The sequence below is a fragment of the Proteiniphilum acetatigenes DSM 18083 genome (assembly GCF_000380985.1).
Lineage (GTDB): Bacteria > Bacteroidota > Bacteroidia > Bacteroidales > Dysgonomonadaceae > Proteiniphilum > Proteiniphilum acetatigenes.
In genome coordinates this window covers 240,726-265,101 of the sequence record NZ_KB905696.1, presented here as the reverse complement: position 1 = coordinate 265,101, position 24,376 = coordinate 240,726, and the positions used below count along the sequence as shown (strand labels likewise).

Sequence of the window (24,376 nt, the reverse complement as noted above, 5' to 3'; positions counted from 1 at the left end):
TATTTTGAGTCGCCTTCGCTAGTTAGATATTTTGAGTCGCCTTCGCTCCTCGATTGTTAATTGAGTCGCCTCCGCTCCTCGATTTTCAATTCTGCGTTCGGCAAAGTAAATAAATTTACTCTGCTCTCACTTAACGAAATAGTTCTACGCTCAACATAGTAAAAACTTGTTTTTCCCCTGTGTTCGCTTATCGAAAACATTCAAGCAAGCTTGCCTTCTGCCCGTATTGCTTAACGAAAATATTGCTGTTGCTGTTTTTTGGGCAATTTCTTTATAACCTCCTCTACAGAATGATCGATCCATACCTTGAGTTCATCATCGGGCATATCCCCGTTTAAATAAATAGTATTCCAATAGGTTTTGTTCATATGATAGGCTCCTTCTACGCATACATACTTTTCTCGCAATACAATAGCTTTTCCCGGATCACATTTGAGACTGATACTGAACCTGTCTGCATCCGTAGGTATCAACGCAAACATCTTCCCCATCACTTTCATAACAATGGTTTCCTCATCAAAGGGAGTAGTTGCCTCCGCTCCCTGAATAGACTGACAATAATCAAAAAGTTCCTCGATATTCATACCCTGTTTGATTGCCGTTTTATAAAATTAAAATTGTTCAGCCTCACTATATCCTTCCAAAGCTATGTTTTACAAAAAGGGTAAAAACGCATCTTCAATATGCTCCAGTTCGAAATACCGTTCATTTCCTATTACGGCAATAATATCAAAGCGAGCCGGTTTATCGATATGGTTTATTTTCAGATAGTGACTGGCAGCCCTTATCATACGTCGCATGCGCTGTTCAGTGACGGCATCGACCGGATCGCCCCACTCAGCCGAAGTACGGGTTTTCACCTCTACAAACACGATAAATTCTTCATGTTCCGATACTATATCGATTTCGTAACCGGAAAAAGACCAGTTTCGCTCCACAATACGGTGTCCCTTCTTTTTAAGACAGGCTATTGCCACTTCTTCACCTTTCCTTCCCAACTCATTGTGTTCGGCCATCTCTTTTTTGACAATACAACTTATAAACTTCGTAAAAATACAAATTTACACCGTAAACTCTTCTTTTTGGCGAAAATATTTTGTTTTTTTGCATCTGCAAAGGGAAAGCGGATATTTTTGTTGAATCTTTCCGTTTTCTATGAAGCAGAAATTTCAATGGATATTTGATGAGAACAAAGCAATACAAACCGCAGGGAAAGATAAAGCCTCGCACGAAAAAGGCTGTATTCATGCTCAGCGATGAGGAATACAGCATGATCCATTTTTATCTGAAGAAGTACAAGATCACCAACCGTTCCCGGTGGTTTCGTGAAACTGTTCTCAACCATGTGCTGAAAAATATGGAGCAGGATTATCCTACGCTGTTCGAAGAGAATGAAATGAGGAGATGAATTTTGATATGATGATTTGGTAATGTGATGATTTGTTGATTTCAGATTCAAGATTCAATATCCTTGACTTCTCAACTTCTTGGACTTCCGATTAGTAATTAGTAATTGGTAATTAGCAATTTACAAGTAATGTTAGACGATCAATATTTTATGCAGCAGGCCTTGCGGGAAGCGCACAAGGCTTTCGAAAACGAAGAGGTTCCTGTAGGTGCAATAGTCGTGGCGAACGACCGCATCATTACCCGTGCACATAATCTGACAGAAACTTTGAATGATGTAACAGCTCATGCCGAGATGCAGGCAATTACTGCCGCCGCCAATGTGCTGGGAGGAAAGTATCTGACTGATTGTACCCTCTATGTGACGGTAGAACCTTGTCCGATGTGCGCCGGCGCACTGCGATGGGCGCAGATATCACGTATAGTGTATGGGGCGTCGGATGAAAAACGGGGTTACTCACAGATTTCTCCTTACCTGCTCCATCCCAGAACAACCGTTACTTCCGGTATTCTGGCCGATGATTGTGCTGATCTGATGAAACTTTTTTTCGCCCGCTTCAGGAAATAATTTAAAGGCTAATCCTGACAACAGATTTTTTACTGCTTCTCTCTGCTGTTATTCCGAAACCGAGACCGATAGCCTATCAATATTTACTATCAAACAAAAGCCATGGAAAAAGCGTTAATACTAATACAGAAATTTTTATGTATAAATCTGCAAATCAACTAAAAAACAGGTGTTATGAGTAAAAAGAAAATAGCTGTCCTGGTAGGCAGCCTGCGAAAAGAATCAGTCAACAGAAAGTTGGCAAACGAAGTGATCGGATTGGCTCCGGAGTCTCTGGAGTTAGAGATCGTAGAGATAGGCCAGTTGGCCCATTACAACGAAGACCTCGAAGAGAATCCGCCCGTAGAATGGGTAGAATTCCGCAAGAAGATCGGTGAAGCAGATGGATATCTCTTCTTTACTCCCGAATATAACCGAACTACTTCAGGAGTACTGAAAAATGCGCTTGATGTAGGATCAAGGCCATACGGACAAAACAATTGGGGAGGTAAACCCGCCGGAGTGGCAAGTAGTTCTGTAGGGGCATTGGGAGGCGTATTGGCTAACCACACACTCCGTCAATCTATGGTATTCCTCAACGTTTATACGATGCAGCAGCCGGAAGCATATATCGGGGATTCCTGGCATTTGTTCGACGAGCAGAACAACCTGAAGAAAGAGGAGACCCGCAAATTCCTTAAAAGCTGGGTAGATGCGTTCGCCGAATGGGTATATAAGTTCTAAAATATCTTCATACTTCAAAAAAAATCGCTCCTAAAGTGATTATACTTTAGGAGCGATTTTTTTAATTTAACTGAACTTTCCCAAGTAGGCTAAGAAATGATTAAACTTTCGGTAATTTCCAGGGAGCCCGGTAATTGGCTTTGATTAACCTGTTGGCTTCGTCATTCCCTGTAAATTTTCCGGCTTTGTTATCCCAGTTCAGTGCAGTTCCCACACGACAGGAGATATTGGCTATATGGCTCAGTTTAGCCACTTCAGCACCAATGGCGATATCGGCATTGGGTAATTCACGCGTGCGCATACAATCAAGCATATTGCCCGCATGGAGGTAGAGGCCTTTCCCCGTACCGGTTCTTTTTTCCACGGCTTCCATCCGGAGCGTATTGGGTTTCCTCTCATCATCGCAGGGATAACAATAAGGAAATGTACGGCTATTGATAGCCTGCTCGGGCACTACTTCCCACCCCTGACGGGTAAGTATCAGCGTACCATTCTCACCGAAAAAGGCAACTCCTTCCCGCAGGCCGAACATCCCGGCGCCTATTCCGCAGGCATGATCCCACATAATATTGAAATCGGGATATTTATAAGTTACCATCAGCGTGTCGGGTGTTTCCATCGCATCATCCGGATAACCATACTTTCCTCCGGCACCATAGACATACGAAGGTAATCCCACATTCATACCTTTCATCGCATAATCGAGCAGATGCACCCCCCAATCGGCCATCAACCCACCGGCATAATCCCAGAAGAAACGAAAATTATAATGGAATCTGTTCTGGTTAAATGTGCGCTTGGGTGCCGGACCTAACCACATGTCATAATCCACACCGGCCGGTGGTGCCGAATCGGGAACTACCGGCAATGTCCACTTACTGGTCTGATATGCCCATACTTTTACAGTTCTAACACGCCCCAATTCTCCACTTTGTACGTATGCAGCCGCTTCGTCCCAATGCGGATCGCTGCGTTGCCACTGTCCCACCTGCACGATACGGTTATACTTTCCGGTAGCTTTTACCATCAGGTCGCACTCCTCGATAGTATTAGCCAGCGGCTTTTCCACATACACATCCTTACCTGCTTCACAGGCGGCAATTAACTGGAGACAGTGCCAATGGTCGGGGGTTCCGATGATTACCATATCCACATCTTTGTTATCGATCACCCTTCGCCAGTCCTTCACCAACTGTGGTGGTTTTTTACCGGTCAACTTCTCTAAATCGGCTGCTCGTTGATAGAGCCACTCATCATCCACATCACACATGGAGATACACTCCACTCCGGGATACTGAAGAAAAGCTTTCAGATTACTCCATCCCTGATTGCGGCAGCCAATCAGGCCTACTTTAATTTTATTGCCGGGGGCGGACTGACCGAAAACAGAAGAATAGGATCTTCCCATCAACGGTGCCAGACTTAACCCTGTGGCTGAAATGGCGGATTTCTTTAAAAAATTTCGTCTGTCCATGATAAAGTATTATTTAAAATTTATATTTGGTCTGTTTCGATATATTTGGTCTGTTTCGATCTGTACAAACTATCCATCGGAAAATTATCGGGTTGGCAATCATGTTCACGTCAACACCTCGGTACTGCAATAGAAAAGAAATAACACCAAAGTAAAAGCAAAGATAATAAAGTTTATATAAACACGACGCAGGAATCTTTTTTTAAGTGAATGTTTGATTTTTTAAATGAATAACTATATTTGTAAACTGTTCATCGATTACCCACCAAATAATCTGTTTTATGCAACAGCTCAACGAATTCTTTCTCTTTATACATCAATACATTGCAGGAAATAACTGGTTTATTTTTCTACTTTTGGGAACAGGCGTTTTTTTCACATTCTATCTGAAGTTTCCACAAATCAGGTATTTTTCACATGCTATCCGTATTGTAAAAGGAAAATACGACAAAAAGACAGACAAAGGCGACACATCCCATTTTCAGGCGTTGGCTACCGCCCTTTCGGGAACCGTGGGTACCGGGAATATTGCCGGAGTAGCGCTGGCTGTCCATTTGGGAGGGCCGGCAGCATTGTTCTGGATGCTGATGACTGCATTACTGGGGATGTGTACTAAATTTGTGGAAGTGACTTTGTCTCATAAATACCGGGATTTCGACGAAAAAGGGATGGTGGCCGGCGGGCCCATGTATTATATGAAAAAGCGGTTGAATATCAATCTGAAAAACGGGAAGCAAATTAAAACCGGATATTGGATAGGCGGCTTTTTTGCAATTGCCACCATTTTGTCTTCGTTCGGAACAGGCAACCTGCCGCAGGTCAACAGCATCTCCAATGCCATGTTTGCCACTTTCGGCATACAGCATATGGTGACCGGTACCGTATTGTCGGTTTTACTGGCATTAATCATTATTGGCGGCATCAAGCGGATTGCACAGGTAACCGAAAAACTGGTTCCCTTTATGGCAATTATCTATTTCGTAGGAGCTATCGCCGTTATTTTTTCCAACTATCAGAATATTATCCCTTCCTTCAGTGCGATGTTTCGTGATGTCTTTACAGGGACAGCTGCCGCAGGCGGATTTCTGGGAGCCGGATTCGCTTTTGCTTTTAATAATGGGGTAAACAGAGGTCTGTTCTCCAACGAAGCCGGCCAGGGTTCCGCCCCCATTGCCCATGCTGCAGCCAAAGCACATGAACCGGTTTCAGAAGGAATGGTTGCTATTCTGGAACCTTTCATCGATACCATTATCATCTGTTTTCTCACCGGTATGGTGCTCCTATCGTCGGGAGTATGGAACGAGAAACGGCTCAATCAGTTCCAGCAGACGGATATCGAAATCCTGGCAGATTATTATCATGAACATAACGAAGAAAATCTGACAGATCTCAAAAACCACTTGAACAATAAAGAAAAAGTAGCCCTTTTTTCAGGTATACTGCAGGTGGAAGAGGGCAAAATCCGGGATAAAATCTCCGTCATTCACGCACGTTCATTGGCCGAAAATATTGAAATACGAAGAGGCGGAGAACTATTCTCCGGAGAGATTCCGGTCACCAACGGAAAGATAACCGAGCGGTCAGGCAGTTTAACTTTTACAGGCCACTCGCTTATTCATAGCGCGCCTCTTTCCGCAGCAGCTTTTTCGAAGAGTGTGTTGGGTAACTCCGGACAGTATATTGTGGCTATCGCATTGCTACTGTTTGCTTTCTCTACTGCTATCGCCTGGTCTTACTACGGTGACAGAAGCGTTACCTATCTGATCGGTGCAAAATATGTTGTGGTTTACAGGGTCATATTTGTATTGGGATTTTTCCTTGCTTCCTTTACCGATACTACTATTATCTGGAATTTGTCGTTGATCACAATAGCCTTTATGACGGTTCCCAACCTGATCGGACTACTTATTCTGCATAAGGAAGTGAAATCGACTATCAAAGATTACTGGATCAATTTCAGGAAAGAACACCCCCGGGAAAAAATTTAATGTGCCAATGTGAGAATGTGCCAATGTATTAATTTAATAATGTGATGATTTGATGATTTAATGATTTGATAACTGCTAATTAGTAATTTGGCAATTATAATCTATTAATTGTTTATCAGACCCAAAAACAGGATTGTAGTAAGTTTCAAAAAAATCATGTAAATTTCCATAATATAGGATGCGCTTCGGATAAGCTCAAACAAGTTTGGCTTATCTCTCAGCTTTCACTATATTTGCAGGCTCTAATGAAAGGGGTGTTTGTCTATGTGAAAACGTTTTTTCGAAGCATGAGCACACAGTCCGTAATTTGAAATTCGAATATGTCAAAACAATTTAAACGCACGCTCATTACATCGGCACTACCGTATGCGAACGGTCCGGTACATATCGGACATCTGGCCGGAGTGTATGTCCCTGCCGATATCTATGCCCGGTACCTGCGCCTGAAAGGGGAAGAGGCACTTTTTATCGGCGGTTCCGACGAACATGGAATTCCTATCACCATCAAGGCCCGTAACGAGGGAGTTACTCCCCAGGATATCGTGGATCGCTACCATACGCTGATCAAAAAATCGTTCGAAGAGTTTGGCATTACATTCGACATCTATTCACGTACCACATCGGATATCCACAAGAAAACAGCATCCGATTTTTTTCGTACCTTGTACGACAAAGGTGAATTCTCTGAGCAGGAGAGCGAGCAATATTACGATGAAGAAGCCGGACAGTTTCTCGCCGACCGTTATATCACCGGCACCTGTCCCCACTGCGGTAACCCAAAAGCCTACGGCGACCAGTGCGAACAGTGCGGTACTTCACTCAGTCCCTCGGATCTGATCGACCCGAAATCAACGCTTAGCGGCAGCAAGCCTGTGATGCGAAAGACCAAACATTGGTACCTGCCTCTGGATAAACATGAAGCATGGCTGCGTCAATGGATTCTCGAGGATCATAAGGAATGGAAGACAAACGTGTACGGCCAGTGCAAATCGTGGCTCGACTTAGGATTACAACCACGTGCCGTGAGCCGCGACCTTGACTGGGGCGTACCGGTCCCTGTGGAAGGAGCCGAGGGCAAAGTGCTTTATGTATGGTTTGACGCTCCCATCGGATATATCTCCAACACCAAAGAATTGTTGCCCGACACCTGGGAAAAATGGTGGAAAGATGAAGAGACCAAACTGGTGCATTTCATCGGCAAAGACAATATTGTGTTCCACTGCATTGTCTTCCCCGCCATGCTGAAAGCAGAAGGTTCTTTCATTCTGCCGGAAAACGTACCGGCCAATGAGTTCCTCAACCTTGAAAATGACAAAATCTCTACCTCACGCAACTGGGCGGTATGGTTGCATGAGTATCTGGAAGAGTTCCCCGGCAAACAGGATGTCCTCCGCTACGTACTCACTGCCAATGCCCCGGAAACCAAAGACAACGATTTCACCTGGAAAGATTTTCAGGCACGTAACAATAATGAACTGGTAGCCGTACTGGGTAACTTTGTAAACCGTGCATTAGTACTTACACAGAAGTATTTCGACAATAAAGTGCCCGTACCGGGAGAACTGACCGAATATGATCGTGAAACGATTGCCGAAGCGGGAAAAGTAAAGGCAGCTGTTGAGTACAATCTCGATAATTACCATTTCAGAGAAGCACAAAAAGAAGCGATGAATCTCGCTCGTCTCGGGAATAAATACCTGGCGGACTCTGAACCGTGGAAGATAGCCAAAACCGATATGAAACGGACTGCCACTATCCTTAACATCGCACTGCAGATCACGGCCAACCTCGCCATTGTTTTTGAACCGTTCCTACCTTTCTCATCGGCAAAGATCAAGACTTTTATCAATACCGAAAATCTGGAATGGAACGATTTAGGCAACTTCAATATGCTTCCGGAAGGACACACATTGGGAAATTCTGCATTGCTGTTCGAAAAAATAGAAGATGAGGTAATTGAAAAACAGGTTCAGAAATTGCTTGACACAAAGAAAGCCAATGAGGCGAGTGAACACAAGACGAATCCAATAAAAGAAACTATTCAGTTCGACACATTTGAAAAGCTGGATATCCGTGTGGGTACGGTGCTGGAATGTGAAAAAGTTCCCAAGACAGATAAACTTCTCCGGTTCCTTCTCGACGATGGGCTGAAAAAACGGACTATCCTCTCCGGTATTGCTGCCTACTATCCCAATCCTGAAGAATTGATCGGTAAACAGGTGTGCTTTATTGCCAATCTCGAACCAAGAAAAATGAGAGGCCTACTCTCCGAGGGGATGATCCTTTCGGCTGAAAAATCTGACGGAAGTCTCGCCTTAGTCGCTCCTACGAAAGATGTACAACCGGGTAGCCAGGTAGTATGATTTTGATTATTTTAACTACGTATTTGGTTATTTTAATGCAGACCAGGTAACTTTTTTGCTGTATTTGCATCTTTATAAAAGATATTGTTCTTTTAAAAAATAAAATAATCAAATATGAAACATCTACTTACTCTTGCTATCGCGTTGCTGGTCAGCTTTACTGCTTTTTCCCAAAAGACACATCGGGTGATGGGATGGAAAATATCGAGAGATATTCCACAAAACGAAGTGAAATTAAACCTCGGAACTACTATTTTCGGGCTGTATCCCGAAGTTTCATACGAACGGATCCTCAGCGAAGACTTCAGCCTGGGGGTAACAGCGGGAATTAGTCTTGATGAGGACGAGTATCCTTTGAGTTTTGGACTAATGCCTTATGCACGTTGGTTTTTTGGAGGAAGTTCCCAAAATTTACAAAAGTATGGTGCCGGATTTTTCATTGAGGCCAACGGAGCCCTGTTATCTCAAAAAGAATATTACGACGGCGCCGGAAGCCCAACATCTGAATTTGGCGCCGGATTGGGATTAGCCTTAGGATGGAAATACCTTACACGCAATAACTGGGTAGGAGAATTCTATTTCGGAGCGGGACGGGATTTTGTCAACGACGGCGCTTATCCCCGGTTAGGTATCTCCATCGGAAAGCGATTTTAGAAGAACGGTTATAATAGGATACTTATCACAAACGATACCGCTTATTTTAAAAACATCAAAGGTTTGCGCCTGGATAATTGGGTGAAATAATTTTAAATACAAGAGGGTGCGTCAAGAGACTTTTTGACACACCCTCTCATCGTTTATCGGAAGAATGTTTGCTTCGATTTCACCAAAAATGCTTAAATTATAATCCTTTTGATTTCTTATAAAGGATATTGGCAATTTCTATTATCTCCTCCGGAGCATAGTTCGGAGAAAAAGCCGAAGCTATTCCTTCTAAATCCAGTTGCGGAGATCCTGTTGGAGGTTCATCCACAAACTCCAGCTTCCGGCTGTCTCCTATCCCTTCGCAATATACTTCAGGTGCTTCTCCGCTCCACACTAATTCAGATTCTTTAAAATCGTTCGGGGAGAATTTATAAAGCTTTAGATGCAATCCTTGTTCCATAAATTTTTTGGCTTCAGGGAATACTGTATTGCCAATATTCGGAATAGGTAGCATTTTGCTCATGTTCACTCCTGTCAACGTTTCAAGGGCTTTTGCATAGGCCAGGGCATGTACTCCACCCCGAACAAACAAATATCCCAGCATTTGGCGAGCTGCAGGATTTGTCGTCATTTGATATACACGTAATTTCTGGGTTCTGGCGCCATTCTCCAGGAAAAAATTGTGCAACAGGTCCAGGATCAGGTTACCTGATGAAAACACATAGTCGCCTGTCCATCCCACACCTCTTGAGTCTACCGGGAGAGCGGTCTGGGCAGAAGCAATGAAATGACTGCTTAACGAACCGGGGGGTAAATCAGACCATGGGCTATCTGCCGGATCTCCCGAGTCATCGAACTCCCTCCTTGGCCCTGTCAGGCAGGAGTTAATAGCCGCAGAAACAATTTCTATATGTCCTCCCTCCTCTGCTGCAATATTCGATATCAAAGCATAATAGGGGCGTATTTTCGATTTGCCTCTGAACGCAAACGATTGATAAGTATAATTCATTAACGTGGACATTTCTCCAAAACGTCCACCCAGCAATTCTTGCAAATTCCTGGCCGATACGGGGTCCACTTCTTTGGATACCGGTAACTCTACCGGAAGTTTATCAATTCTTAAAAACATAACTTTAAATTTTTAAATTGTTATTAATATAACTCTTTTGATAAAACCGAATACAACCATATCATCCACAAACATAATGAAAGCCGAAAGAGAAGCCAAGCTTGCTTGAGCTTATCCGAGGCGCATCTTATATTCTATAAATATAAGTAAATATCCACAAATGTAAGCATATACAATAATAGACACAAACTATAATATCTATTCATTTTAGATATAATCTATAACTAAACCTCTATCCGGTATCCTCACACGGCTGCAAATAAAGTACGTGCATCGGCATCCTCTTAGGAAAATGATTCTGACTTTACCGTTGCGAATTCCACAAAAAAGAACGGTCTTGTTTCCATTTTCATCCGTTTCTGCGGTTTTCAAAAGAAAATCATGTAAATTTGTAACCGCGGCTGGTAAACAATATGTTTAGTTACAAACGAAATAGTTCGTCAGGAAACAGCATGGAATAATCCCAACAGTAAACAAAATGAAAAATTCCGAATCTTTAAAAAAACTCCTACCCGATCTAATCGTGATCGCGGGATTCATCCTGGTCTCATTTATTTATTTTGCTCCAGCAGTAATGGAGGGGCGTGTAATCGCCCAGAGTGACTCACTGGCTGCCATCGGACAGGGACAGGAGCAGCGCGATTATATGGAACGCCACGATGGAAAACGTACAAGATGGAATCTCTCCATGTTCAGCGGAATGCCTTCCTATCAGATGAGCCCCACTTACGATTCATCCAAACCACAGGATGCTGTTAAAAAGGCCTATTCGCTCTTTCTGCCGAATTATGTCGGTCTGGTATTCATTATGCTGCTTGGGTTTTATATCCTGATGCGTGCATTGAAGGCCTCCCCTCTGTTGAGTGCACTGGGAGCTGTTATCTGGGCTTTCTCATCCTACTTCTTCATCCTTATTGCAGCAGGACATATATGGAAATTTGTCACGCTTGCGTATATTCCACCCACTATAGCAGGGATGATCTATATCTACCGAAAGAAATACCTCTTGGGCGGACTGATTTTCATGCTCTTCGTCGCTTTTCAGGTATCGTCCAACCACCCTCAGATGACCTACTATTTCCTGTTCGTCATGCTTTTTATAGCAATAGCCTTTTTTGTAGAAGCCATTCAAAAAAAAGAATTACCCGGTTTTGGGAGATCAACCGCAGTACTGCTGGTGGCCGGGATTATCGGTATAGCCTCCAATACGAGCAACCTTTATCATACCTACGAATACTCGAAAGAGACCATGCGGGGGAAATCTGAATTAGCCCATCATGGAGAAGAGAATAAAACCGGAAATGGACTGGAACGTGATTACATTACTGCCTGGAGCTATGGTATCAGTGAAACATGGACATTACTGGTTCCCAATACCAAAGGTGGAACCTCTGCCGCCCGAATTGCCGAAAATGAGAAGGCGATGAGCAAAGCACGCCCGGAATATCAGCAACTTTATCAACAGATCGGACAATACTGGGGAGAACAGCCATGGACAGCGGGACCTGTCTATGTAGGCGCCTTCGTACTGGCCCTCTTTGTGTTAGGACTTTTTATCGTAAAAGGCCCGTTGAAATGGGCACTGTTGGCCGGTACGCTCTTTTCCATCCTTCTTTCATGGGGGAAAAACTTTGTGGGCTTGACTAATCTTTTTATAGATTGGATACCGATGTACAATAAATTCCGGGCAGTCTCCTCTATCCTGGTAGTAGCCGAATTCTGTATTCCACTTTTGGCCGTACTGGCAGTGAAGGAACTGATTCAAAAGCCGGAAATACTGAAAAACAATATAAAACAACTCTATATCAGCCTTGGGGTAACCGGTGGAATGGCATTATTATTTGCCGTCGCACCAAAACTCTTCTTCTCTTCCTTTATCTCCGGATCAGAAATGCAGGCATTACAATCACTACCGCCCGAGCATATTCAGGCGGTAATTGCCAACCTGACCGATATGCGTGTTGCTATCTTCACTGCAGATGCCTGGCGCAGCTTTTTTATTGTTGCCATCGGAGGAGCTCTGCTCTGGATGTTCATCAATAAAAAGATAAAAGCAGAATGGACGGTAGCAGCCATTTTACTACTTTGTTTAGTGGATATGTGGGGAGTGAACAAACGCTACCTGAACGATAGTGATTTCGTACCGGAAAGCAACCAACAACAGTTATTTGCCCCATCACCTACCGATCAGTATATCCTGCAGGATACCACCAAATATTACCGTGTACTGAATATGGCGACCAATACCTTTGACGACGGTATTACGCCTTATCACCATAAAGTGATCGGCGGATACCATGCGGCAAAACTGCGCCGCTATCAGGATCTGATAGATGTACATCTTGGCACTGAGATGATGGATTTGCAGCAAGGTATCATCCGGACACAAGGAGAAATGGACTCGTTGAACGCCGACCAATTCAAGGTATTAAACATGCTCAATGCCAAATGGATCGTTATGCCGGCACAGGATGGCGCCACTATTCCTCTGGAAAATCCGTATGCCATGGGTAATGCATGGTTTGTAGATGATATACGTTTTGTAGAGAATGCTGATGACGAAATCGACGCATTGGGAGCCATCGATCTCCGGAAAGAAGCAGTAGCCGATAAAAAATATGAGTCAATCCTCACCGGCTTCCGACCAACACCGGCCGATTCGGCGTCAACCATCCAGTTGATCGACTACGATTCCGATTTTGTGACTTACGCTGTAGATGCAAAAAAAGATGAACTGGCTTTGTTCTCAGAAATTTATTATCCCAAGGGATGGCAGATTACTATCGACGGACAGCCGGCAGAGATGCTGCGGGCCAACTACACCCTGCGGGCACTCCATATTCCGGCGGGACAACATACAGTCGAATTCCGTTTCGATCCGCAAAGCATCAAGGTGACAGACAGCATCGCCTATGCAGCGCTACTCATCATGTTACTCACGGCTCTCTTCCTTGTGTATAATACAGTAAAACGTAAAAATCAACAATAATTTTTCGGGGATTCCCGCATGATATTGATGGAAGAGGAACGGGAATCCAGTCTGTAATTTCAAAATCAAATAATTAATACAAGCAAAACTATGAAAAAAAGTATTATTCTCGCATGTATAGTAATAGTATCACTTAGTGCATGCAATACAGGCAGACGTGGCAGCAACACTCAAACAACCGGGACAGAAGTCGCCGATCCCGCCCACAACAGCCGCAATTCACTGGATTGGGCGGGAGTATATAAAGGCATGTTGCCTTGCGCCGATTGTGAAGGAATACAGGAAGAGATTCGCCTGAACGAAGACCTGACCTATGAAATGGTCTCGATCTATCTGGGAAAGGGTGACAACCGGTTTTCAGATAATGGCCGGTTCGAATGGGATGAAGCAGGAAGCAGGATCAAACTCACCAGCGCCACCCTTTCCAACGATACAGACAGATGGTTCAAGGTGGGCGAAAACCAACTGATCGCACTTGATATCGAAGGGAATCCGATTGAAAGCAGCTTACCTCCGGAAATCTATATTTTCAGGAAAATAGATATGGATAACGTCATCACCGAAAAATACTGGAAACTAATCGAACTGAACGGAAAAGGGATTACTTTTGCTCCCGAAGGTCAAATCAGGGAAGCCCATTTTATCCTGAAAAATGAAGATAACCGGGTAATAGGTAATACGGGATGCAACAACATGAGCGGAAGTTATTCTTTTTCCGAAGAAGACAACGGTATTCATTTCACGCCTCTGGTAACCACCAGGATGGCCTGTATTGGTATTGATTACGAACAGGAGTACCTTCAGGTATTTGAGACGAGTGATAATTATACTGTCCGGAACGATACGCTAACGCTCAACAAAGGAGAAACATCTCTGGCCAGGTTTGTGGCAGTCTATCTGCAATAAGAAAGAAATACCGGGATACATTACATGAAGATTAAAAAAGTAAATGAACAAATAATCTGTGTCGTGGTTCATTCATTATGCAGAAGTTAGAGTTAAAGACAATTTTATTTGATATGGATGGTGTTGTGATTGATTCGGAAAAACTACACCTCCGGGCTATGGGTCTCACTTTGGAACAGCATGGTATCGAATATTCACAATCGTTTCTAAACGGTTATGTGGGGAGATCGGATGAATCATTCTTTCGGTATGTATATGAAAACATGGACAACACTCACTCCATGGAAGAGCTGCTGGAAGAGAAAAATGCCTTTTTTGAAGATCTTTTGAAAGAGTTGAAGTATGTAGAAGGTTTTACTGATTTTATTCAAAAAGTAAAACCCATAAAACTACAGGCCGGACTGGTTACCTCCTCCTCACTTTTCACAGTGCAAAAAGTGGACAAACTATTGAATCTGACTTCTTTTTTCGATATTGTCATCACGGAGGAGGATACCCAAAAACATAAACCAAATCCGGAGCCTTATCTTCTGGCGTTGGAAAATTTAGGGGCTAATCACAGATCGACCCTCATTATTGAAGATTCCATCAATGGGATACTCGCCGGAAAAGCGGCCGGATGCAGGGTAGCCGGATTGACAACTTCATTTGACGCTGCAACCTTAAAGGATGCCGGAGCAGATTGGGTGATCAGTAATTTTTCCGATTTCCCCCCATTCACCTATTACAAAGATCCTTAAAAGCACACCATTGGCAGTTTTTAGTATTCCTTGTTTGGGTAAACGGGATTTCGGGATTGAAAATCTCCTCAAGGCAATCGTTGAATAACAACAGAAATTCGTCCATAAAAACCGAGATATCAGATATAGGACGTTTATTACAGGTGACAGCCGGTGATGGATCACCAAAAATGGAACGAAGGTAATAAATGGCCGGTGATAATCGCACATCAGGATATTCCTGGGCGTAAAACAGTGCGTACACGAATACCTGCAGGATCTGGTATGGTCGGTTCGGTTTTGATCCGTCAAACAGGTCAGCGATCTGCTTGAAATCAGTCATCCCCGTTCCGGTCTTATAGTCGATGATACGATAACTATCCCCCACTTTGTCGATCCGGTCTATAATCCCCTTGAAATTCACCGAGAGTTCAGCGTTCACACGATATGATGTACGGAAACGGTATTCCGCCCCTACAAATTCAAAGGGTGTAAACTGCTTATCCGTTTCCAGGGTTTGTTGAACATAGCTCCGGAGAATCTCCCCGATCAGATAATGCTGTCCCAGCAACGGCCGGGGTTCATCCTTCTGTTTGAAATAATACTCCGCAAATGCCTTTTCGAGCAGCTTCGTCAGCAAAGCATCATCTTTCGCAATCGATGTCAGCACATCAGGCGTAACCGTTTTGGCTTTATAACGGCTATAGATCGTCTCCATCAACTTGTGGAAGATCGAACCGAACAGGTCAGACTCTACCGACTCCCGTACTTCATCTTCTTCGTAGAGACCTTCCACCGCTGTAAAGTAAAATTGCAGGGGACAATTGATGTAGTTGTTGATGAGCGAGGCCGACAGAAACAACTCCCCTCCCTTTCTGAATGCATCCAACTTCCGCAATACTTCCGGCGTTTTGGTGACCGATACCGGTAAGATTTCGGGTGCAGCCACATCGTAAGCCACCACTCGTTCCGAAACATTGAAATAATCGGGATAAAGATACTTCAACTGATAAAAATAACGGCTTACTTCGCCCGTCTGCATCTCTTCCGTACGTGTATCATACAGCATAAACACCCTCTTCGCACGGCTGATCATACGATAAAAATGATATGCATAGGTACTGTCCTGATGTTCGTATACCGGAAGACCGAATCCTTTCCGCAATGTGAACGGGATAAAAGAGTTGACCGGATCTTTCAAGGGAAAAACGCCTTCATTCATCGAAAGGATAATCAGGTTTTCGAAATCAATCACACGTGTTTCCAACACACCCATCACCTGCAAGCCCGAGAGCGGTTCACCGCTGAATGCCACACTGATGGAATGTGCCAGTTTTTTCAACAGCCGGAAACAGGTTTCCAGCGACATGTTTCTCGCAGTATGAAGCCTATCCTGCAAACGGGTCACGGTTTTATGATACTGTACGATAAACTCCCGTTCCAGATCTACCGGCCGTGTACTGTCTCCGGCCTCTTCCTTAACCCGTTTTTCATCTGTAAGGGTGTTGTAGATAAAGGTGAGGATGTTTTTTATATATTCAAAAATATCATGCCATGCAGTTAGCGGTCGAAATATCAGTTGAAGCAGAGGATGTTGCGGAAATTCCGAATCCGACACAACAATCCGGTTATTGGTAAGGATATATGTTTTTAGCGCTTCAACCTCCTCTTTGGCTGATGTATACACCAACGGATGATTCAGTATCGATAACACATTACGGTGATAAAACATCTTTTCTCCGGCCGATTCCCGTATATTACGCTGTAAACCGGCAATATGTTCCATCAGCGCCGAGATCGATGAATAAGAGAGCCCATACCCCATAGTGACGTTTATCTTTTCAATCTCTTCGGGAATGGAATAGAGTACCGGTAACAAAAGCCGTTCATCCGGCAGTACTATGGCCGTATTGATCGCCTCATCCGGATTGGGAATATTCCCAGACTCAATCAATCGCGAAAGAATTTGCGCAACATGTTTCGCCTGTCCTACTCCGGAGGGGATACCAATCACTTCTATACTTGTTTTCGCCTCCCTTTGCTTATTTCTTTCACCTGCCTCTTCTAAATTAACCGTTCCTGACTCTCCGCTTCTATCTTCCGAAAAATTTCTGCCAACAGATTGAGATGAAATGCTGGCTCTATCACTATCGTGTAATATAAACCGGGAAGGAAACCTCCGCAGGTTTTCTTTTACCCATAAAGATGCCCGGTTTTGACTGTCCTGGATCTGTGGTGATTCGTAATCCCAGTAGAAATCGGCAATTCCCCGGTGTTTCAAGTGTTCAAGCAATACTGTCTCTGCAGGCGTAAGGGCATTCAACCCTACAAATATGTAGTTCAAAGGTTCTTTTCCAACCGTATTACCACCATTGTCCATATTAGCCAACTCCCCGGCCTTAGCACGTTCCGCCACCTCACGGAACATCATACCTTCATAGGCAAGTCCTTTTTGTTGTAGTTCTGTACGGAAAGAGGTGTAGAGCTGATACAATATCTGCCATGTCTCCTGAAACTTTTTCTTGGTCTCGCTCTCCCCGACCGGCATAAAATTAGTCCAAAAACGACGGATGGCATCTTTCTGCTTTTCGGTAAGATGGGTCAGATCATCATCCATCGACCTGAAATCATGTACATTGCGGAATAGTTGTTTAGCATCCGCCATATACTTATCCACATCATTAAAATCGTTCAGCAACATCTCCCCCCAGTAGAGAAAGTCATCAAACGACTCGTCGGAACCACTGATCTTTCCAAAATGATCGTAGAGCATCACCAGCATTTCAATTTTGTCAGCAAGCCGGTATGAAGACATGGACGCGAAAAGTTCCTGAATAGTCATTACAGAAGGAGAAAAAAGCGGCTTACCGGCAATCTCTGCGAGATACTTCTGGAAGAAGAAACCGGCACGGCGGTTTGGAAACACAAACGTATGCCGATGCAGCTCATTGCCGTATTGCGCATAAAAGACTTCCGCTATTTTATACAGGAATGGGGTCATATAAGGTTATTGCTCAATAGTAGCTATTACTTTGTTATTACCCATAAGATGAATCTCCTTTCTTCTACAAATTTAAGCAATTTATTTTGTACCGGAAAAGATTTATTTTTTTGTTTTCCTTGAATATATTTTATTATTCTTTTATTTTTTCATTATTTTGCACATCCATTCGATCAACTGTAGGTCTTTTTTCAAATAATTATTCGTAACGGAGGGACTATTAGTAATAAAACACTGCTTAATAGGCACCTATTGACAATCTGCTTACAAGAGTACTGAAAGAGAATTCACCAACTATTATTCAATTATTGAAACTCCAAAAAGAGAATGATTCAGTTTTCAAATATAGCTTCTACTTACAATGAATACCTGGATACCCTCTATTCGTATGCCCTGCATCTGGGTTTTGATGAACAAACCGCCATGGATGCTATTCACGATGTTTTTTACAAGTTATGTACCCATCACTCCTCTTTAAATGAAATAAACAACCTAAAATCTTACCTTTTCAGGTCATTAAGGAACAGGCTGATAGATATAAAACGGATCAACAGGGAAAATACCACCCCTTTCACCGGACAGGACGATGTATCAGAAGGACTTCCTTTTCAGCTACATATAACCATAGAGGATGAGTTGATTATGAAAGAAGACACAGAAGAGATCTGCAGAAAGGTAGAAAACGTACTGAACCGGCTGACCGACCGTCAGCGGGAAATCGTCTATCTGCGTTATATCAAGGAACAGGGTTATGAAGAAATTGCAGAAATTATGCAGATCTCCGTAGCCGCCTGCCGCAATCTGGTAAGTAAATCGATCAGCAAACTGAAAGAATCGTCGCTAACGATCTCCCTGCTTCTACTGGTAGTTAAATGAACCTACTATTCAATATCCTTAAATATCTGTTTTATCTTCCTCAATCGAATAGCTATGTAGATTCTATAAAATCCCATAGTAAGGAAAGTAAAAGCAGTCCATAACACAATGGATATACCGGCAAAGGCAGGATTGAAAAGCATGATCAACGACAGGATCACTCCGAGAATAGCAACAATCATCAATGTTTTCCAATCAACATCATAATATTCTTTTATAGCCAATGCGATACCGATACCGGTCACAGAATAAAAGAGCAGCATAAAACCGACATAAAATGTGAGGGTAACTGCCGATAAGCCCGGATTGACCATCATCAGAAAACCGACGATAATACTCATAATTCCCATAGCCAACGACCAGCCCCACTTTTCTGATCTATTCGCAATAGCGAAGAAAGTTTCAAAAACTCCACTGAGAAAGAATCCTACAGCAAAAACAATGGCTAACGCCAAATAAGATGCAGCGGGGGCAACAATACACCAAATCCCGACCGCAACCAAAACGATACCCACAAGCAGGGGAAGATACCAATGCTTTATTCCACTCTCAACTTCTTTTAAAAATGTTTCCATAATTTATTTTAATTAATTAGTTCTTGTATAATCAATTAACAATATACTATTTTTTTTGTTTAAAAAATCATTCTTTCCGGGATTGTATCAATCCTTATTAGTACTAATTCAGATCTAAGACAGGCACGAGAATCGTCCATTACTCTTATTGTTAAATTCTAAATAAAATCAACTATTTCGTTAAGCAATACGAGCAGAAGACAAGTTTACTTGGATTATGCCGTTGCGAGAAATAGTCTGATGAAATCGAATTTTTCTTAAAAAAAGTGATGATATTTTCAATTGATGTTCGTCTTATTATATATAAACCCATAACAGGGATGAACAATTTCGACGAGTATCTATGCGATTAAAAACAGACAATAATTACTTTCTTCGGTTCCTGAAAGATGAGAAATTCATTGAATGGAAATTATTCCCTACAGATGAACTGAACAGATACTGGGAAGAATATCTACAGCGACATCCTGATGAGAAGGCTGATATCCTGCTAGCCGAAAAACATTTCCAAAGTATAAACATATCGTCTTTAAAGATGCCGCAGGAAAAGAAAAAGGAGGCGATCCAACGTCTGGAACAATCGCTCGGTGCCTATAACCGTAAACGCAGTATCCGCCGGTTTGCCTACATTGCCGCCGCATGTGCTGCCGCATTGATCCTGTCAATACTATATATCCAAAAAGAGATGAGCCAATCCGGAGACGAACTGGTTGCCTCGCCAGGTTATATTGTAGGGAGCGAACTGGAATCGGAAGATATTTTGTTTATTACCGGCAATAGAACTACTTCTTTTCAAAATAATGTGGATATCCATTTAGATGGCAATAAAACTGCGCAGATAAGGAGTGAAAACGAAGAAGATGAGGAGATTTCCATTGAACAACACACAATGAATAAACTGGTCGTGCCTTATGGGAAAAGATCGAAAATCGTATTGTCCGATGGAACGCAAGTATGGCTGAATTCCGGCTCTTCTCTGGAATTTCCTTCCGCCTTCTCAGGAGAGAGGCGCGAAGTATTCCTCACCGGTGAAATGTATATAGAGGTAGCTTCTGATAAGAATAAATCGTTTTATGTGCACACATCCGGTTATGACGTAAAAGTGTACGGTACTAAATTCAATGTATCTTCCTACGCAGAATCTGCTTCCTCTGTTGTTCTTGTAGAGGGGAGTATTGGCTTGCAAACGACGAACAGGGAAGAAATTCTTTTATCTCCCGACGAACAGGCAACATTCAATAATGATGGCACATTTGAGAAACGAAAAGTAGATGCCCGCAGCTTTGTCAGTTGGAAAGAGGGATATCTCATATTTGAAGATACTCCTATAACCGAAGCGCTCAAACAGATAGAAAGATATTACAACTTTTCATTCAACTATGGAGAAGATGTTTCTCTCCACGGACTCACATGTACCGGAAAGATCATCTTATCGGACAATCTGGACAATGTGATGACAGCCCTTACACTGATTTCCGCCACAAAATACAAAAGAGAAGACAAACTGATATATATCTACAAAGAATAACTAACCATTAAAAACAGATATGCCTATGGATGAATAAAGTGAAAAGTGAAAAACTAAAAGTGAATCTGCCAACGGCAGAAAAAAGTCGAACGGTAGTGCGAATACCGTCCGACAGGATAATTCTAATTACCTTGTATATCAATAATTAAAATCATACAAAAATATGAATAAATATTCTATTGAAAGGGGAAAACCTGTCAATAATTTCAAACATGCTCTAAAAATCATGAGAATAACCTTATTCCTGCTGTTTTTCGGCATCCTCTTTTCGCAAGCCGCTACCGGTTATTCACAAGGAGTTGAACTGACACTCAATCTGAAATCCACCTCCATCAAGGAGATTTGTGAAGAGATTGAAAAGAAGAGTGATTTCCGGTTTATTTTTGCGGGAAATGCCAAAAAGATCATCAATAAAAAGGTCGATCTTACGGCCAATTCCCAGGACATCAACGAAATTCTGGATAATATTCTATCCAGTACGGGTTTAAAATACAGAATATTAGATAATCAAGTGGTTATTTATCGTGATGATACAAAGATTATTCCTAAAGAAATTGACGAAATTGTTTCCGAATTGACCATCCAACAACAGAAGAAACAAATTACCGGAAAAATTATAGACCAAAATGGCGAGCCAATAATAGGTGCCAATATTGTGGAAAAAGGGACATCCAACGGAACCGTTACCGATATTAACGGAAATTTCGCACTGAATATTGAAAACGATGCCCTACTTCAAATCTCCTATATCGGTTATTTAGCACAGGATATTAATACGGACAACAAATCTTTATTTGAGATCGTTTTACAGGAAGATACCCAGGCTTTGGAAGAGTTGGTAGTTGTGGGGTATGGCACACAGAGGAAAGGAGAAGTGGCAAGTGCAATAACCAGTGTAAAGTCTGAAGACTTTGTAAAAGTTCCGGCTCCCGATGCCGCTCAGTTGATTCGTGGACAAGTTCCCGGTTTAGCTATTGTTTCCCCAAGCGCCGATCCGACAAGTACCTCTCAGATTATTCTTCGTGGTACAACCACACTTACTTCATCTATGAGCCCGTTAATCATTATCGACGGCGTACCGGGTGAATTGAACTCCATCTCTCCGGATGAAATCGAACAGATCGATGTACTGAAAGACGGTTCTGCCGCAGCTATTTATGGCACACGTGGGACAAACGGTGTAATCATCATTACTACAAAAAATATACGTGGAGACATACCAACTACGGTAGATGTAAACAGTTACATTTCAACCCAGCAGATTACCCGGAAACTTCCTTTTATGACTTACGACGAATATATGGATAAAGTGGCGAAAGGAGTACCGGGTGCCCAGGATAATGGTGGACGCACGGATTGGATGGATGAAATCCTGCAGACACCTATTTCTCAGGTGTATAATATCAGCTTGCGGGGAGGAAGCCGTAATACCAACTATACGGCAAGCTTTGAATATCGCGGACTGGAAGGGATTATAAAACGTTCCGATAATAAAATGATCTATCCGCGGATTGAGATCACCCATCGGATGTTTGATGATATCCTGCGCATAAACGGAGGCTTGAGTGGATACATGCAGGAATATCATTCGGGGGGAGACGGTGGTAGTTTTAATACTGCTGTCTATCGCAATGCTTTGAACTTTAGCCCGGCAGATCCTATTAAGGATGAGAATGGCAATTGGTTCCAAAGTCCATCCAAAACAGATTATTCCAATCCATTGGCTTTACTCTATGAAACCGAAGGTAAAAACCAGGCAACCACCTTACGTATGCATTCTGCCATCAGTCTTATACCGATAACCGGGCTTGAAATAAAGTATCTTGTTTCCCGTGTTGCCTATAATCAGGTACGTGGCTATTACGAAACCCAGAAACACCTCTCTACTGTAAAAGATAATCGAAATGGTTTCTCATCCAGGGGTACTACACGTACAATCAATGACCAATCCGAACTAACGGCACAATACAATACAACAATTGCCCGGGACCATAATTTAACCTTATTGGGAGGTTACACTTGGTTGAAACGTAATTATCAGAACTATTGGATGCAAAACTGGATATATCCTTCAGATGATTATACTTATAACGCCATGCAGAATGGACAAGCATTGCGGGATGGACGTGCGAATATGAATTCTGAGCAGAGTGAAAATAAGTTGATCAGTTATTTCGGACGTATCAATTATAACTATAAAGGGAAATATATATTTGCAGCTTCTGTCCGTTATGAAGGATCGACAAAGTTTGGGGCTAACCATAAATGGGGAACTTTTCCATCTGTATCAGGAGCATGGAATATTCTAGGCGAAGGATTTTTGGAAAACAATACTCTGCTCAGTACACTGAAGTTGAGAGCGGGTTTTGGTATCACAGGAAATGAACCGGGTGATCCTTACCGTTCATTGAATACATTAAATTTTGATGATTATATCTATTATAATGGAAGTTGGATCAAATCTATCAGGCCTAACGAAAACGCCAATCCCAATTTGCGTTGGGAAAAGAAAGAAGAAACCAATATAGGTGTCGATTTTGGGTTCTTCAATGAGCGGTTAGGAGGTAGTATTGACTATTACTACCGTTATACAAAAGACCTTCTTTGGGCTTATGAAGTACCTTCACCCCCGTACATCTTCAACAGTATGTATGCCAATGCAGGAAAAATGGAAAACAGAGGTATCGAGGTTGCTTTAAGAGCAACGCCGGTAATGTCTAAAGATCTCCGTTGGGATACTAATCTGAATTTTTCGACAAACAACAATAAGCTGATTTCTCTTTCCGATGATAAGTTCATATCGAAAGGATGGGAAGATCGCGGTGGTACGGGTGAACCTTTACAGCAACCCACACACAGGTTGGAAGAAGGTAAGCCTATCGGCAATTTTTATGGTTATAAAACCATTGATATTGACGATGACGGTCACTGGATCATTGAAGGCGAAGATGGTAATCCCAAACCTATTTCTCAACAACAGCCGAATGATAAAAAAATTATTGGTAACGGGCTACCAAAATACTATCTGAATTGGAACAACTCCATTCATTTCAAAAATTTCGACCTGGGCATTACCATGCGTGGGGCATTTGATTTTCAGGTACTCAATATACCGGCATTACAGTATGCCGCTCCGGTAATGATGTCACGCGGAAACGTGTTAAGAAAAGCTTTTGAAGATGTATATGGTAAACGGCCGTTAGCTTATGACCAGGAGTTACAGTATGTAAGCTACTATGTAGAGGATGGGGATTATTGGAAAATCGACAATGTAACTTTAGGCTATACCTTTAATGTTAACAGTAAATGGATTCAGAATCTCCGTATTTATGGTTCCGTAAACAATTTGGCTACAATCACCGGTTATTCGGGAATTGACCCGGAAGTCAGAATTTTGGGACTTGACCCGGGTGTAGATGATAAAAATCGTTACCCGATGGCTCGTACTTATACATTTGGTGTTTCACTCAAATTTTAAACTGAAA

At 42.5% G+C, this 24,376-nt stretch carries 18 protein-coding genes; 12 read left to right on the top strand and 6 right to left on the bottom strand.

What is annotated here, in order from left to right:
- Positions 1-230 precede the first annotated feature (230 nt).
- Positions 231-584: an MmcQ/YjbR family DNA-binding protein gene (locus tag F597_RS0109470; RefSeq protein ID WP_019539496.1), complete on the bottom strand. Its 354-nt coding sequence runs from the start codon at positions 582-584 to the stop codon at positions 231-233.
- A gap of 69 nt (positions 585-653) precedes the next feature.
- Positions 654-1,016, bottom strand: a complete 363-nt coding sequence (locus F597_RS0109465) for a YraN family protein (protein WP_019539495.1) — start codon at positions 1,014-1,016, stop codon at positions 654-656.
- A gap of 167 nt (positions 1,017-1,183) precedes the next feature.
- Between F597_RS0109465 and F597_RS22360 the strand changes: the two genes are divergently transcribed.
- The 3 genes from F597_RS22360 (at position 1,184) to F597_RS0109445 (ending at position 2,698) form a co-directional block, all read left to right on the top strand.
- Entirely contained in the window at positions 1,184-1,408 is a 225-nt protein-coding gene (locus F597_RS22360) for a hypothetical protein (protein WP_044060174.1), read from the top strand.
- 129 nt (positions 1,409-1,537) lie between these two features.
- Positions 1,538-1,975 (top strand): nucleoside deaminase, encoded by a 438-nt coding sequence (locus F597_RS0109450; protein WP_019539492.1) that lies wholly within the window; start codon positions 1,538-1,540, stop codon positions 1,973-1,975.
- A gap of 174 nt (positions 1,976-2,149) precedes the next feature.
- A complete protein-coding gene (locus F597_RS0109445; RefSeq protein WP_019539491.1) occupies positions 2,150-2,698 on the top strand; it encodes an NADPH-dependent FMN reductase in 549 nt (182 codons plus the stop codon).
- 100 nt (positions 2,699-2,798) lie between these two features.
- On the opposite strand, the gene F597_RS0109440 is transcribed toward F597_RS0109445, so the two are convergent.
- A complete protein-coding gene (locus tag F597_RS0109440) occupies positions 2,799-4,172 on the bottom strand; it encodes a Gfo/Idh/MocA family protein (RefSeq protein ID WP_019539490.1) in 1,374 nt (457 codons plus the stop codon).
- Between the two features lie 281 nt (positions 4,173-4,453).
- On the opposite strand from F597_RS0109440, the gene F597_RS0109435 reads away from it, so the two are divergent.
- The 3 genes from F597_RS0109435 to F597_RS0109425 all read left to right on the top strand — a co-directional run bounded on the left by F597_RS0109435 (position 4,454) and on the right by F597_RS0109425 (position 9,177).
- Positions 4,454-6,160, top strand: coding sequence for an alanine/glycine:cation symporter family protein (locus F597_RS0109435; protein ID WP_019539489.1), 1,707 nt, complete (start codon positions 4,454-4,456; stop codon positions 6,158-6,160).
- A 320-nt stretch (positions 6,161-6,480) separates the two neighbouring features.
- Entirely contained in the window at positions 6,481-8,523 is a 2,043-nt protein-coding gene (gene metG / locus F597_RS0109430) for a methionine--tRNA ligase (RefSeq protein ID WP_019539488.1), read from the top strand.
- Between the two features lie 114 nt (positions 8,524-8,637).
- Positions 8,638-9,177 (top strand): hypothetical protein, encoded by a 540-nt coding sequence (locus F597_RS0109425; RefSeq protein ID WP_019539487.1) that lies wholly within the window; start codon positions 8,638-8,640, stop codon positions 9,175-9,177.
- 187 nt (positions 9,178-9,364) lie between these two features.
- On the opposite strand, the gene F597_RS0109420 is transcribed toward F597_RS0109425, so the two are convergent.
- Positions 9,365-10,297, bottom strand: a complete 933-nt coding sequence (locus F597_RS0109420) for a manganese catalase family protein (protein WP_019539486.1) — start codon at positions 10,295-10,297, stop codon at positions 9,365-9,367.
- A 478-nt stretch (positions 10,298-10,775) separates the two neighbouring features.
- Here F597_RS0109420 and F597_RS0109415 point away from each other — a divergent pair, with 478 nt between their 5' ends.
- The 3 genes from F597_RS0109415 (at position 10,776) to F597_RS0109405 (ending at position 14,932) form a co-directional block, all read left to right on the top strand.
- Positions 10,776-13,286, top strand: a complete 2,511-nt coding sequence (locus F597_RS0109415) for a YfhO family protein (protein ID WP_019539485.1) — start codon at positions 10,776-10,778, stop codon at positions 13,284-13,286.
- Positions 13,287-13,376: 90 nt separating this feature from the next.
- A complete protein-coding gene (locus F597_RS20485; protein WP_019539484.1) occupies positions 13,377-14,192 on the top strand; it encodes a copper resistance protein NlpE N-terminal domain-containing protein in 816 nt (271 codons plus the stop codon).
- Between the two features lie 77 nt (positions 14,193-14,269).
- Complete coding sequence (locus tag F597_RS0109405) at positions 14,270-14,932, top strand: HAD family hydrolase (RefSeq protein WP_019539483.1); 663 nt, start codon at positions 14,270-14,272, stop codon at positions 14,930-14,932.
- Here F597_RS0109405 and F597_RS0109400 read toward each other — a convergent pair.
- A complete protein-coding gene (locus tag F597_RS0109400; protein ID WP_019539482.1) occupies positions 14,910-17,912 on the bottom strand; it encodes a PD-(D/E)XK nuclease family protein in 3,003 nt (1,000 codons plus the stop codon). The genes F597_RS0109405 and F597_RS0109400 overlap by 23 nt on opposite strands.
- A 327-nt stretch (positions 17,913-18,239) precedes the next feature.
- On the opposite strand from F597_RS0109400, the gene F597_RS0109395 reads away from it, so the two are divergent.
- Positions 18,240-18,788: an RNA polymerase sigma factor gene (locus tag F597_RS0109395; RefSeq protein WP_019539481.1), complete on the top strand. Its 549-nt coding sequence runs from the start codon at positions 18,240-18,242 to the stop codon at positions 18,786-18,788.
- Positions 18,789-18,793: 5 nt separating this feature from the next.
- Here F597_RS0109395 and F597_RS0109390 read toward each other — a convergent pair whose 3' ends face one another.
- Positions 18,794-19,363 (bottom strand): HdeD family acid-resistance protein, encoded by a 570-nt coding sequence (locus F597_RS0109390; protein ID WP_019539480.1) that lies wholly within the window; start codon positions 19,361-19,363, stop codon positions 18,794-18,796.
- Positions 19,364-19,706: 343 nt separating this feature from the next.
- On the opposite strand from F597_RS0109390, the gene F597_RS20480 reads away from it, so the two are divergent.
- Positions 19,707-20,891, top strand: a complete 1,185-nt coding sequence (locus F597_RS20480; RefSeq protein WP_019539479.1) for a FecR family protein — start codon at positions 19,707-19,709, stop codon at positions 20,889-20,891.
- A 226-nt stretch (positions 20,892-21,117) separates the two neighbouring features.
- Complete coding sequence (locus F597_RS0109380; RefSeq protein WP_044060212.1) at positions 21,118-24,369, top strand: SusC/RagA family TonB-linked outer membrane protein; 3,252 nt, start codon at positions 21,118-21,120, stop codon at positions 24,367-24,369.
- Positions 24,370-24,376: the final 7 nt, after the last annotated feature.